We start from the raw sequence: 13,473 nt of genomic DNA on the forward strand, positions 1-13,473 counted from the left end.
GTCTTTTATCCATCAAAAAAGAACAATATAAATACACATTGTATACGATTAACCAAAAAAAGCTCAGAATTTAGGACAAACTCCATGTCAGATTTCGCTTACATCAGAGTTTGCCCGATATTCTTATTTCGATGATTTAGAAAGTAACTGGAAATTCAGCTCCGATTTCATAGCTATCATCGAGTACCATTATTCCTTTTTCTTCAGGAGCATTCGGAATTGCCAATTCACGCGCGGCGCAAATCATTCCAAATGAATCTTCCCCACGAAGGTTAGACGGTTTTATAATTAATCCACTTGGCATTACAGCACCAATTTTAGCAACTACTACTTTTTGACCCGTTTCAACATTTGGCGCACCACATACGATTTGAACTGTTTTATCTCCCAAATCCACTTGACAAACATTCAACTTATCCGCATTTGGATGTTTTTCCTTTGATGTTACATAGCCAACAACGAATTTTGGCGAAAGATCTGCTTCTATAACAAAATCAAAACCGTTATCCGCCAATTCCTTATTAATAAAATCCACATCTTCCAGCGTCAAATCTACTTTACCGTTCGCATCAAATGCACGCTTTTTCGACACATCAAAAATATTGATTGCAACGGTTTCGCCAGTTTCCACATCAAAAATCCGCGTTACATTGCCTTTTGATTCAAAATCAGTCTTTTCTACATCGTTGAAGTTGACTAAAAGTGTGTCCCCTACTCCTTGTTCATTATAAAATGCATTTACAATCACGTTAACTACTCCTTTGGTCTGTTTTTTGCCATAATAAAGATCGGTTCTAGTTTACCATCATTATACACGAGAGGTAAAGAGGTAATTGGGGCAAGACCATCTGCAAAAAATTGCATCGTCATATGTGCCAATACGTCATAACCCGTATTATTTCTGATGTCCGCAATAATCAATACGTCTTGATGCGGTACCGCAAGCACCATTTCACCCTCTATCTGTTCCCGCATTTCTGCTAAAAATGACTCATTTAAAATCCGACTTGCATCATATCCATCATTTGTTCGCACAAAATAATAGTCATTACCGCCGACAGAGTCTTTCTTCATCGTCGTTGCTCGTTTGCGCAGGTTAGCGAATGCTGCTAGTCGAACATCATCTATCGTCACATCCGTACCTTCCAAACTAACCTCCTCAATAAATCGATAGGATGAACCAACATCCACCACGTAAAAAATAGCCGTTTCTGCCGTGTGTTTTTCCATCAAAAGCCTTTTGCCATCTTTGGTTTTCTGAGGGAAAGATGTTGCTCGAATAACAGGATAAACATTCGGCAAGCTTGCAGAAATATCAATCGTTTGTTGCGACGCCCTCAGACCTTCTTCTACATAATAAACGATTTTTTCAACCGCCACGTCCGCTTGTTCTTCCCAATTTGCAATAATTTGCGGGATAGATAGCGTAATCGAATTGCCAGCTTCCATCACTTTCAGCGTATCTTTCTCGCGATTGTAATCAAATGTTCGGTTCGCACTGGCAAGTTTTTTTTTCGAGTCGCTCCTTCATTTTCATTGTTGTCATCTTCATCACGACGCCCTCCCATCTTCCTTATAAAGAGTCCATAAAACCTGTAATTTCCTCTTTTGTTTTGCGATCTTTACTCACAAATCGCCCAATTTCTTCACCGTCTTCAAAAGCTAAGAAACTCGGGATTCCGAAAACCGCCAAGTCAGCACAAAGATCGATAAATTGATCTCTATCCACATGCGAGAAAGTAAAATCTGCATACTCCGCCTCAATTTCAGGCATCACCGGCTCGATAAATTTACAATCACCACACCAATCCGCACTAAACATAAATATTGTTTTCCCTGTATCTTTTAATGTATTAAATTCTTCTACTGTTTCTAAATGTTTCATCATTAATCGACTCCTTCTTATTCCTATTCACAATCCTAAAGCCCCCATCAACATTAGTAAAGAATTTCGCTCATAAAAGTTGCTATCAGATGCATTTTCTTCTATCATAGCAAGCAAGGAGGCGTTTTTGATGGACTATCATATTTATTTAGCCGGCGAGATTCATTCAGATTGGCGCGATCAACTGCGAGCAAATGTGAATGAACAACGAGGTGTTAATTTTCACTTTTGGGGGCCACAAGAAAACCACGATTTATCAGATGCAATCGGCGAGCAAGTTCTTGGAAAACAACCAAGCGCGATTTATAAAGATTTACAAGCTTCGAAAATCAACAACCTGCGCACAGAACTGCATTTAAAAAAAGCCGATTTAGTGATTGCTTTATTCGGCGAAAAGTTCAAACAATGGAACACTGCCACAGATGCCGCTACAGCAATCACACTTGGCAAACCAACGATAATCATTCGACCAGAATCGTTACACCATCCGTTAAAAGAACTATCCGAAAAAGCAAATGTCACTGTGGACACTATCGAACAAGCCGCACAAATTATTGACTACATTTTTGCGTAATCCTTTCATGAAAAAGCACCTCAATCACGGAGGCGCTTTTTCGCGTTTACTCGATCTTTCCAGCGCCACACAAAGCCAAATATTAAAACAAGAACGCCACCAATAAGCGTTGTAAAAATCCAGCCTAGCTCGGTCTCTTTTAAATATGGAATATGCAGTAAATAGCCGAATAGAAACAACAGTGCAGACACAAACATAATACTCCCCATCAAAATAACCGGGTGACGCCATATTTTTTTTAAGCATTATTACGAATCGTTTCCCATGTTGTTTTGTCGAGATTGCGGACGATTGTTGTAATCATCTCTTTTGCCGCCGCATAATCATCCACATGCAGAATTGAGTTAGATGAATGGATATAACGCGCAGGAACACCGATTACAGCACTCGGAATTCCACTGTTAGACGTATGCACTTTCCCAGCATCTGTCCCACCTGGCGAAATGAAGTATTGATACGGGATCTGGTTCGATTCAGCTGTATCTAGCAAAAATTCGCGCATGCCACGATGCATAATCATCGTATGATCAAAAATTCGCATCAAAAACCCTTCCCCAATTCGGCCAAATTGCGACTTATCTCCCGTCGTATCGTTCGCTGGACTTGCATCAAGCGCAAAGAAAATGTCTGGTTGAATCATGTGCGCACTAACACCAGCACCACGTAGACCGACTTCTTCTTGTACATTTGCTCCCGCAAATAATGTATTTGGCAATTTATCATCTTTCACTGCTTTTAAAAGTTCGATAGCAAGACCTACTCCGTAACGATTATCCCAAGCTTTCGCCATAATCTTTTTCGGATTAGCAAGTGGCGTAAATTCAGTAACTGGAACGATTTGCTGCCCCGGCTTCACACCAAGTGCAATCGCATCTTCTCGATCATCTGCCCCAATATCAATCAAAAGATTTTTGGGATCTGTCGGTTTGCTCCGCTCAGCTTCTGTTAGCAAATGTGGCGGAACAGAAGCGACAACACCAATAACCGGGCCGTTCGCTGTTATCAGTTGTACACGTTGCGCTTGCAGAACTTGCGGATTCCAACCACCAAGTGTTTGAAAGGCAATCATGCCCCTTTCCGTGATTCTTGTAACCATGAAGCCAACCTCATCTAAATGACCCGCCACAAGGATTCTAGGTCCACCTTCCACACCATGCCGCACACCAAAAATTACCGCCTAGTCCATCTTGAATAACTTCATCCGAAACCGGCGTAATTTCTTGCCTGACAAAAGCCCTGATAAACTGCTCATTCCCAGAAGTACCCGGCAACTCCGTTAATGTTTTAAATAACTCTAATGTTTCTTTTTTCACTACTAATCAGTCCTTTTCGGTGATATCTCTAGCATTATACCACTTTTAGAAACGTTACGTCTAAAAATGCGACCAAACAAATCGGGGCACTTCGGTATAAAGGCTTTTATATTTTTAGTTTAGAGGGTATAATAAAAAACAGTAGAGCTACAAAAGAGAAAACAAGTAAGATTAGGGAGGCAAATAATGAGCTGGAAAGTATTTATCGCAGGTGTTGCGACAGGGGCCGTAGCAGGCCATCTTATCAACCACTATCTACTAGAACCAAGAACCATTTCGGGTGACGTCATTCTTGAGAACGTCAAAGAAGCATTCAAAGCAGAGGGGCCAGTAGAGGGCTCGTGGATTCAATTGAAAAAGCAACATTACAAAAAAATTCGCAATGGATACATTTGTATATCATGGCGGTATCACAGCGATTCGTGATGGTGAGAAGAAACAATTCGAATTTATTGCAGATGCTACTACTGGAACCGTAATTGATGTTTATTTAACCTAATACTATGCAAAACTGTAAGCCATATGCGCTTGCAGTTTTTTCTATTAATCTGTATTTTTCCTCCGTTTCAGAGTTAACTTATTTGATAAAACGATCCACACGCTTCTGGTCATATTCTCCCTTTTCAACCATTTCTCTCATCTGCTCACTGAAAATAACTTTTTCGGCACTTTGTAACGCCTTTTTTACAGCAGCAACTTGCAACATAATATCTTCGTAAGAGCGTTCCTCATCAGTCATTTTTTTTTATAGATTTTACGTGACCTTCAATTTTTGCAAAACGATTAGAAATAGATTTTCTTATTTCCGTCATCGATATACCCCCTTTGATTTAATTTAAACAGTCGTTGAATCCCCCTTAATAACGACTGATAAAAATAACTTTCACGAACCCCCTACCAGGGATATAAAATTAAATACCTTATAGGGGTATTGTTAATTAACGTCTTACTATCACTTTACCTGCTACATTACCATCCTCATCAAACTGCAAGGCGCGATAGAAACAATCATGATAAAAAAAGCAACCACATCCCCGTCCCCTCTAACTCACCTCGAAGCCTTTCTTTTGCAAAAATCGAATCCATTGGATAATCATCATATGCCGTCACCCATAATACATTTTGGTGCGCATGCGTTGGGAAGATATCCGCCATATGAATGGCTGATTCCCCCTGACTCTCCATTCGAATTATCGCATGTCCGTTACTATGCCCCCCAGTTTTCTCCAACTGAATAGCATCATTTAATCGTAAACTATTCGAATACGTCTGAATCTGGCTTGCAATCCCCTGCCAATTGTCAGCCCAATATGTCGCCTTAGAACGAATGTTAGGTCGACAAATTTCTTGCCATTCCGTTTCGGTTGTATAAATCGTCGCATTCTCAAAAATACTTTGTCCATCCGTATTCGTTAAACCAACGATATGATCAAAGTGCAAATGTGTCATCAAAACCCCATCAATATCCTTAGGTTGTACACCGAGCAATGCTAAATCTTCCAAAATAAATGACTCTTCCACAACACCAAAATTCCGTTTTTGCTTCTCTGTCAGACGGCCAATACCAATGCCTGCATCAATTAAATAATGCTTACCTTGATATTCAAAGTACATCGGATCTGTGACGCACCTAATCTGATTTTTTTCATTCGGCTGATATTTTTTGCTCCATAGTGCTTTTGGAACAACACCAAACATTGCGCCGCCATCAAAATGAGTCACGCCACCACGTAACCAATGAATTTTTATCTCCCCTACTCGCAAAGTATCCATTTTGCCTCCTCCTTCCTAATAAAAAAGCTAGAGCAACCATACTTTATGGGAACTCTAGCCTTTGTTCACGATTTGAACACTGCTTCCAAACGATAAATTGGAAAACCTTTTGCCGAAAACTTCTCTTCATACTCTGTCATGATATTGCCTTCAAACTCGCTATTATGCAAATCTAGCGACAGGTGAGTTAGCAGAACACCATATTCCGAAAACGCCACCAACGAATATTCAAACAAACTGCGATTATCCGTTTTAAAATGAATCTCCCCATCTACCGGCAAAACTGCTTTATAAATATCCAAGAAACTCGGATGTGTCAAACGACGTTTCGCATGTCGCTTCTTCGGCCATGGATCGGAAAAGTTCAAATAAATCCTCGCGACTTCCCCAACTTCAAAATAATCCAGTAAATCCGAACCATCTACAGAAAGTAAACGCAAATTGGGAATTCCCGCAGCGAGTGCCTTATCAAGTGCTGTTATTAAAACACTTTCTACAACTTCAATACCAATATAATTAACTTCTGGATTCGCCTGAGCCATCCCAGTAACAAATTGCCCTTTGCCCGTCCCAATTTCAATATGAATCGGGTTCTTATTTCCAAATAGATGGTGCCACTTCCCTTTTAATTCTCCAGGATTCCCCACACACACTTCTGGGTGAGCCAGAATTTTCTCACGCGCCCACGGCTTATGTTTTACTCGCATAACTTCACGTACACCTCATCATCCTCAATTATTTTCTTCAAAAGTAAATCTAAGCGAGCAAGTTCCGCCTCCCTATTATGCTCAAACTGCCAATTCATCGCCCTCAAAACCTGACAAATAGAAAACCATTTTATTCGTGTATAAAATTCTCGCGTTAAGGCCTGACCGTACTTCTCAAGCCATGTTTCCCACTCAGAATAAGGAATATATTGATAAAGCAAAACACCGAGATCGTTCGCCGGATCAGCAAGCATCGCGCCATCCCAATCGACAAGATAAAGCTCATCACCCTCAGAAACTAACCAATTATTATGGTTAACATCTCCGTGACAAACAACATGACGCTCTTCCTTCAAGCCCTCCACATTCGCTAGTAAATATCGATAGGCTTCCGCAACTTTCGTATCCACTCGGTTCAAACGACCGATATTCTCCGTTACCGAGTCTAGTAAATGAAAACGCGAATAATCTTTTTTTTCAATGCGCTGCAACATATCACGCAAAGCCTCCGATTGATGAATTTTACCGAGTAACTTAGCCACACGCGACTCTCTCATCTCTCTAACCGTAAGCGTTTGTCCATTATCCACCCATTTCTGAGCTGTGATAACATCTCCATTTTCGACTCGTCTCGTCCAGATTAGTTTAGGCACAATTTTTTCAACAGAAAGCGCAGCTAAAAAAGGCGAGGAATTCTTTTTTAAAAAGAATTTTTCGTCTTCATGAATCGCAACGAAGGCCTTTCCCGTTTCTCCGCCTGCTGGCTCTATTTCCCAATCTTGACCAAACAAATTATCTTCCATTCCACATTCACCTTCACTTACGTGTCGTTATCTTTATGTATATTATTAACGACGAATCTAGCTTTTACGCAACACTTATTGGTACGTCAAAGTTTCGAGATATAATAAAATTTCAGCGCAAAATTATGTACTTTAGAAAGCCGAATAAAAAAGTTATCCTAATCATTAATAGCTACCCTTTGAATTTTACTTCTCTTCGCCCCTCCCGTCAAGTCAACATACGTTCGTATTGTTGGGGCTCTTCGAATACAATGAGTTAGAGCCCCAATATACATGTGAGCTCTGCTCACATGTAATCCTTCCTGGCTCTTCGAATACAACAGCCTGAGCCCCAATATACATGTGAGCTCTGCTCACATGTAATCCTTCCTGGCTCTTCGAATACAACAGCCTAAGCCCCAATATACCTACGAGAGCCCTATTCGCATCTAATCCTTCCACCACTTCAAAATGCACTAACAAAAAAACAGGTCGAGACAAAACATATTTCTGCCCAAAATAAGCAAGATAGCACGAATCCTTTTTTTGGGTAAGACGTGAATCTTGCTTCACACAAATCGAGCGAAAGCGTGTGTATTCAGGGAATTTGGTGGAAGCCAGAGAGCTGAACATACTGATGTATGTGATGACTGAAAACAAGGAGGGAGTCTTATCCCCAACCATATAAGAAGTTATGCAAAGCGCAGCGTAGAAGAACCGTAGAGTAGAAATGAGCGCCTATTCACGATATTCATAGGCATATTTGGACTGTAACTCACTTCATTTCAAACAGCCCCAATGATGCAAATGAGCATAACGGTTCAGTTTGTCCCGCGAGGTTTTGGAGAACCTCAATAAGCCATCGACCTACAACTTATTCCTCTATCTCTAGTATGATAGAAAAACAGTTGTAGGTCGATAGCTTTTTTCATGATGATTGGTGTCAGCGGAAGCTGACTGGGAGTTTGTCCCAGACCTGATTCATATCAATGTTCGATAACTTCTGCTTTATTCACAATAGGTGCCAATGACTGCTTTTTCTTCTTAATAAATATAGCTAAAATTACCGCAATCACTGAAAGAATCGAGGACACCAAAAATGCTGTCTCAATACCGTGAATCAGCACATGATTCGCGATTTGTTCTTTTGTTTTCCCCGCAACATCTGAAGCAGTCAAATTTTGGCCAAAGTTTTTCGCGCTTTTTGACATCGTTGTGATAAGTAGCGCTGTTCCTAGCGAGCCCGCAATTTGCCGGACTGTATTAAACATCGCCGAGCCATGGGCTGCCATTGAAAGTGGTAAAGAGTTGAGTGCTGCAGTTTGCAACGGCATCATCACCATTGCCATTCCACTCGCCCGAATCGTTTGCACAACAACAATGTATGTCAATGACGTACTTTCATCCAAGTTCGTGAATAAAAATGTTGTTACAGCCATGATAACGAGTCCAATCAAAGATAAGTATTTCGCGCCAAAGCGGTCAAACATAATACCCGTAACTGGTGAAAGAGCTGCCGTCATAACTGCTCCTGGCAAGAGCACAAGCCCAGATTCTAGTGGTGTAAAATGCCGCACACTTTGCAAGAAAATCGGAAATAACAGCATACCACCATATAATCCCATCATAACAAAGAAACTAATTGTTGTTGTTAAAGTAAACGTTCTATGTTTAAAAACATTGAAATTAAGCAAAGGGGCTTTTGCGCGTCCTTGATACCAAATAAATACTGCTAAAACAATAAATCCTAATACAACAAAGCCTAGCACCTTCGCGGATAGAAAATCATGATCTCCTGCGTTACTGAATCCCAATAACAAGCTACCAAACCCAATCGTCGACATAATAACGCCGAGAACATCCAATTTTGGAAAAGTACGCTTCCCAACATTTTTTAATAGGAAAAAGGCTACAATCACATCAAGAATCGCGAAAGGAATAATAATATAAAAAAGATTGCGCCAATCATATTCTTGTACAATCCAACCTGATAATGTTGGTCCAATCGCTGGTGCAAAGTTCATTGCCAGTCCAATCAGCCCCATCGCTCGGCCACGTCGTTCCATCGGGAAAAGATTCAATACAACGACTGTTAAAAGTGGCATTACAATACCAGCTCCAACTGCTTGCACCATTCGTCCAATAATAAGTACTGTATAACCCCCGGCAAAACCAGAAATCGTTGTACCGATGGCAAATGTAATCATCGCAAATAAGTATAGTTGCCTCGTTGTAAACCGCTCAATCAAAAACGCTGTCATCGGAATCATGACACCATTGACCAGCATAAATCCTGTCGTTAGCCATTGGCCTTGACTCGCTGTAATATTGAAATCGGTCATGATACTTGGTAGCGCCACATTCATCAACGTTTGGTTCAATATCGTGACAAATGCTCCCATCAGCATCACAATTAAGATACCGTTTGTTTTAATTCCCTCACTTGCTGCTTTCATATTCATTATTCTGTTTCTCCTTTTCGTTCTAGTAACGCAATCATTTTTTCGTGTGTCGTCAGCATTGCTCTTAGTTCCTCTGAATCAATTTCCAAAACCGCCTCTAGTCGGTCAAAAAAGACATCGTACGTATCATCTACTTTGGCAAGCCCTTCTGAGGTTAACTGTAAATTAAGCGCCCGACGATTTCCTTCATCACGCCCTCGTGTTAAAAAATTGGCCTTGACTAACCGGTCTACAATACCGCTCATGGTGCTTTTATTAACTTGCAGGCGCTCAGCCAATTCCCCAAGCGTTAAATGCGGCTCCCTTTTCAGCGTCCCTAGCGCAAACAATTGTACCGTTGTAATATCACGTTTTGTCGCCTCTTCTTGCAAATAATGATGAATTTTTTCGCTGCATTGTTCGAAATGAAAGAACGACTTCACGTATTAACTTTTCATCCAAATTATGTTCCTCCCTAAATGTTCATAAACGAAATATTCGTATACGAACTATCAACAAAGCTTATTATACGCCGATTTATGCTGAAGTCAAGCCTCTTTTTTCTTGAAAGCGAACACAATAAGCGTATAGTTGATATTTATTTTTTTATATGTAATTTTTTATATACATTTCGTCCCTTGATGAAACACGAGTTTCCACTTATCATCCTTATATCTCCAGATAGAACTTCGAAGGGAGTATTGATTCTCGGGTACGTTGAAGATACGATACGTTGCCAAAACAACATCTTCTGATAACTCCTGAATATTAAAGTCACTCAGCTCCATCTGTACCTCCCAATACCGTTCTCACTAATTGGTTCTTCTCTATACAGAATACGCCCAGAGCTACCAATTTCAAAAAATTCTTCCGCTAAAATTTCACGTAATGCTTGCCGTGATAGCCGAACCTTTGGCGTCAATAGTTGCTCCTCCAAATTTTGCAATTGCGTTTTTAACTTTTCATCCATTCGGTTTCTTTCCCCTTCTAAGAAACCGAATGAATTCATATCGTCATGAATCCATTCGGCCTCCTTATTATTTAATTTACTGCTAATTCACCACACTGTTTCAAAATTTCTTTAGTGAATGCATCATGCAATATCTTCGTCACAGGGCCACGCTTACCATCACCAACAAGTTTACCATCAATTTCGATAATCGGTGTTACTTCAATCGTTGTACTGGATATAAACACTTCATCTGCTGCAGCCAAATCCGTCAGAGTAAAGCCAGATTCAACAACTGGAATTCCATTTTCACGAGCTACTCGCAAAATAACTTGGCGTGTAATACCTTCTAAAATAAGGTTGTTAGAAGCATGCGTAATCAGTTTACCATCTTTAACAATATAGGCATTTGCTGCTGAACCTTCTGTCACGCTCTCCCCACGATGCAGGATAGCTTCAAATGCACCAGCTTGATGCGCTTTATTTTTAGCAATTGAATTCCCTAATAGGTTAAGGCTCTTAATATCGCATCGCAACCAGCGAACGTCCTCTTCCAGAATAGCTTTACGTCCATTCTCAAACAATGTCTTATCACGTGGCACTTCACTCGCTGATGCAGTAAGTACAGCTTCTGGCGGCGTGCTTGGAATAACGTGATTACGAGGCGACTGCTCTCCACGCGTGATCTGCAGATACACATTACCAGTCCCAATATTATTCGCCTTCATCAAACCATCTACGAGCTTGCGCAATTCTGGCTTGCTGTATGGGATATCAAGATCGATTTTAGCCGCGCTGGCATACAAACGCTCAATATGCTCATCATATGTAAAAAACTGCCCGTTGTACATACGAATAACCTCGTAAACTCCATCTCCGAACTGGTAGCCTCTATCTTCAACATCAACTTTTGCTTCGTCACGTTCTATTAATTGGTCTTTCACTAATACTTTCATCAATCAGCACTCCTTTGCGAATGTTTTTGCAACTATCTAAAAATTCCAATCAAGACTAGAGCAGAAGGCAAAATCAGCGTTTTGGTCCTCTGCTTCATCAGTCTGAATCTTAATTTTTTTCAATTATATACTTTACTTTGCCAGTTTGTAAAGGGCTTCGGCGTAAATCGCAATTGTTTTAATTAAATCATCGAAATACGCGAACTCATCTTTTTGATGCATCGTATCTTCACGACCTGGGAACAGCGCTCCAAAAGCAACACCTGTTTCCATGTGACGTGCATATGTTCCACCACCGATAGCTAGTAATGTTGCTTCTTCGCCAGTCTGGTTTGTGTATACTTCTTGTAATGTTTGAATTAATGGGTGGTCTTTTGGCACGAATAATGGTTTAGAATCCTCATAATGCGTATATTGACCGTTATACTCATTAACAACGGTTTCCATTTTCAGCTTCAATTGTTCCATATTCGCTGTTACTGGATAGCGGAAGTTCAGGCCATAGCGCCCGCCTTCTTCAACGCTGTAACGGAGAACACCGACATTCATTGTCAACTCGCCACTCTCGTCATCTTCATAGCGAATGCCAAGCTTCATCGCACGGGAATCACCATACAAGTAATCTTTACCAAAGGTAACGAAATCGCTTGCCGCACCTGTTTGCGTAAACTTACCAAGGAATGCCACTAAATGAAGTCCCGCATTAATACCGTTATTCGGCTCCATTGCGTGCGCCGCTTTACCAACTAAAGAAATCGTCACCTTGTTTCCTGACTCTACTAATTCACCAGCTAATTTTGTTTCTTTTTGATAAGCTTCGAATTTTTTAGAAACAACATCAAAATCCTTCACGTTTTCTAAAACAGCTTTCGCATGGTCCGGAACCATATTGTAACGAGCGCCTGACTCAAAACTAATGAGACGGAAATCGGCGTCTCCATCTTTCTCACCATCTTTAAAAGAAATATCAAGCTCTGAAATTCCTTTTTCAGCGTGAATAATCGGGAATTCTGCATCGGGAACAAAGCCCATTGTTGGTTGCTCTTCCGTTTCAAAATAGCGCTCCACGCAAGACATGCCACTCTCTTCATCCGATCCGTAAATCATTCGAACTCGGCGAGACAGTGGTAAATCCAGTTCTTTAATGATTTTCATCGCGTAATAAGCAGCCATCGCTGGGCCTTTGTCATCCGCTGAGCCTCGTGCGAATACTTTACCATCTTTCAAAATCGGGTCAAACGGATCATGTGACCAATCGTCACCAACTGGTACCACATCCACGTGTCCTAGCGCCGCCACAAGTTCTTCACCTTGACCAAACTCTGCATGACCAGCAACATTACCAACTTCTTTCGTTGTGAAACCGTCTTTTGCAGCCAACTCCAAAGCAAAATCCAATGCTTTTTTCACATCTGGGCCGAACGGTGCCTCCTGCGTTGCTTTGGAATCATCGCGCACACTTGGAATGCTCAAAATCGCAAATAAGTCACGTTTGAAATCATCGCGACGCTTCTCTACTTCCTCTTGCCAATTGATCGTACTCATATTATAACAATCCCTTCAACAGTTAATTTACTCTTCCATTGTATACTCTTTTACGCTCGCATGAAAGCATTTTGAGGCAAATCACGACATAAATCCTTGAATCGCTTCAAAATCCCAACGCACCATTCGCGATGCAAACACAACATCCATTCGTTCTAAGCTACTCTCCTCTAGCGGAAACCAGTCATACGCTTGATGTTCACTCGACAGTCGTACTTCGCCCTCTGGTTTTTCACACAAATAAATAACACCTGTAATTTGATACTCTGGTTGGAAAAATTCCCACGTATCATAGAGAATAAACGGCTGTACTTGTAAACCTGTTTCCTCTTGTACTTCCCGAAATAGTGCTTCTCCTTTTGTCTCTCCGAAGTTCATCCGTCCCCCTGGAAGTTCCCAGACATCCTCTTTGACACCCGCTTTCTTCAAAACTAAAAATTGGCCATTATGTATAATCACTGCTTTTACTGCTGGAAAAATTGGTTTCATTTCACTTTCACTCCTTTTCTGGATAGGTTATACTATATTGGACAATTTGGCAAGTAGGT

General features: G+C 40.8%; 10 protein-coding genes and 7 pseudogenes. 2 read left to right on the forward strand and 15 right to left on the reverse strand.

All coding sequences use genetic code 11. The features are described from left to right. Positions 1-136 precede the first annotated feature (136 nt). The 3 genes and pseudogenes from ytpR to PROCOU_RS11295 all read right to left on the reverse strand — a co-directional run bounded on the left by ytpR (position 137) and on the right by PROCOU_RS11295 (position 1,885). Entirely contained in the window at positions 137-748 is a 612-nt protein-coding gene (gene ytpR, locus PROCOU_RS11285) for a YtpR family tRNA-binding protein (protein WP_036072491.1), read from the reverse strand. Between the two features lie 5 nt (positions 749-753). Continuing rightward, positions 754-1,555: pseudogene (locus tag PROCOU_RS11290) on the reverse strand (DUF1444 domain-containing protein). Between the two features lie 18 nt (positions 1,556-1,573). Then, positions 1,574-1,885 carry a thioredoxin family protein gene (locus tag PROCOU_RS11295; protein WP_036072566.1) on the reverse strand — a complete coding sequence of 104 codons (312 nt, stop codon included), beginning with the start codon at positions 1,883-1,885 and terminating at the stop codon, positions 1,574-1,576. Between the two features lie 130 nt (positions 1,886-2,015). On the opposite strand from PROCOU_RS11295, the gene PROCOU_RS11300 reads away from it, so the two are divergent. Then, the gene (locus PROCOU_RS11300; protein ID WP_036072493.1) at positions 2,016-2,459 is read left to right on the forward strand and encodes a YtoQ family protein; all 444 of its coding nucleotides are present in this window, start codon (positions 2,016-2,018) and stop codon (positions 2,457-2,459) included. Between the two features lie 20 nt (positions 2,460-2,479). Here PROCOU_RS11300 and PROCOU_RS17785 read toward each other — a convergent pair whose 3' ends face one another. Both PROCOU_RS17785 and PROCOU_RS11310 read right to left on the reverse strand, forming a co-directional pair. Then, positions 2,480-2,650, reverse strand: a complete 171-nt coding sequence (locus PROCOU_RS17785) for a hypothetical protein (RefSeq protein WP_159101215.1) — start codon at positions 2,648-2,650, stop codon at positions 2,480-2,482. 47 nt (positions 2,651-2,697) lie between these two features. Continuing rightward, a pseudogene (locus PROCOU_RS11310) lies at positions 2,698-3,772 on the reverse strand (M42 family metallopeptidase). A gap of 186 nt (positions 3,773-3,958) precedes the next feature. On the opposite strand from PROCOU_RS11310, the pseudogene PROCOU_RS11315 reads away from it, so the two are divergent. Continuing rightward, positions 3,959-4,271: pseudogene (locus tag PROCOU_RS11315) on the forward strand (PepSY domain-containing protein). 78 nt (positions 4,272-4,349) lie between these two features. On the opposite strand, the pseudogene PROCOU_RS11320 reads toward PROCOU_RS11315, so the two are convergent. The 10 genes and pseudogenes from PROCOU_RS11320 to PROCOU_RS11365 all read right to left on the reverse strand — a co-directional run bounded on the left by PROCOU_RS11320 (position 4,350) and on the right by PROCOU_RS11365 (position 13,414). After that, a pseudogene (locus tag PROCOU_RS11320) lies at positions 4,350-4,584 on the reverse strand (metal-sensing transcriptional repressor). Positions 4,585-4,710: 126 nt separating this feature from the next. Further along, positions 4,711-5,545: pseudogene (locus PROCOU_RS11325) on the reverse strand (MBL fold metallo-hydrolase). Positions 5,546-5,610: 65 nt separating this feature from the next. After that, complete coding sequence (gene trmB, locus PROCOU_RS11330; RefSeq protein ID WP_036072496.1) at positions 5,611-6,252, reverse strand: tRNA (guanosine(46)-N7)-methyltransferase TrmB; 642 nt, start codon at positions 6,250-6,252, stop codon at positions 5,611-5,613. Then, positions 6,243-7,055, reverse strand: coding sequence for a phosphotransferase family protein (locus PROCOU_RS11335; RefSeq protein ID WP_036072498.1), 813 nt, complete (start codon positions 7,053-7,055; stop codon positions 6,243-6,245). Before PROCOU_RS11335 ends, trmB begins: the two co-directional genes overlap by 10 nt. A 965-nt stretch (positions 7,056-8,020) precedes the next feature. Next, positions 8,021-9,496 (reverse strand): multidrug efflux MFS transporter MdrM, encoded by a 1,476-nt coding sequence (gene mdrM, locus PROCOU_RS11340; protein ID WP_036072500.1) that lies wholly within the window; start codon positions 9,494-9,496, stop codon positions 8,021-8,023. Next, positions 9,496-9,937, reverse strand: a pseudogene (locus PROCOU_RS11345) (MarR family winged helix-turn-helix transcriptional regulator). Before PROCOU_RS11345 ends, mdrM begins: the two are co-directional and overlap by 1 nt. A 158-nt stretch (positions 9,938-10,095) precedes the next feature. Then, a pseudogene (locus PROCOU_RS11350) lies at positions 10,096-10,445 on the reverse strand (nuclear transport factor 2 family protein). 71 nt (positions 10,446-10,516) lie between these two features. Continuing rightward, positions 10,517-11,380 carry a D-amino-acid transaminase gene (gene dat, locus PROCOU_RS11355; protein ID WP_036072502.1) on the reverse strand — a complete coding sequence of 288 codons (864 nt, stop codon included), beginning with the start codon at positions 11,378-11,380 and terminating at the stop codon, positions 10,517-10,519. Positions 11,381-11,512: 132 nt separating this feature from the next. Next, on the reverse strand, positions 11,513-12,925 hold the full coding sequence (gene pepV / locus PROCOU_RS11360; RefSeq protein ID WP_036072504.1) for a dipeptidase PepV: 1,413 nt from the start codon (positions 12,923-12,925) through the stop codon (positions 11,513-11,515). Between the two features lie 81 nt (positions 12,926-13,006). Continuing rightward, positions 13,007-13,414, reverse strand: a complete 408-nt coding sequence (locus PROCOU_RS11365; RefSeq protein WP_036072506.1) for an NUDIX hydrolase — start codon at positions 13,412-13,414, stop codon at positions 13,007-13,009. Positions 13,415-13,473: the final 59 nt, after the last annotated feature.

Origin of the sequence: Listeria rocourtiae FSL F6-920 (genome assembly GCF_000525975.1) — a bacterium.
GTDB lineage: Bacteria > Bacillota > Bacilli > Lactobacillales > Listeriaceae > Listeria_A > Listeria_A rocourtiae.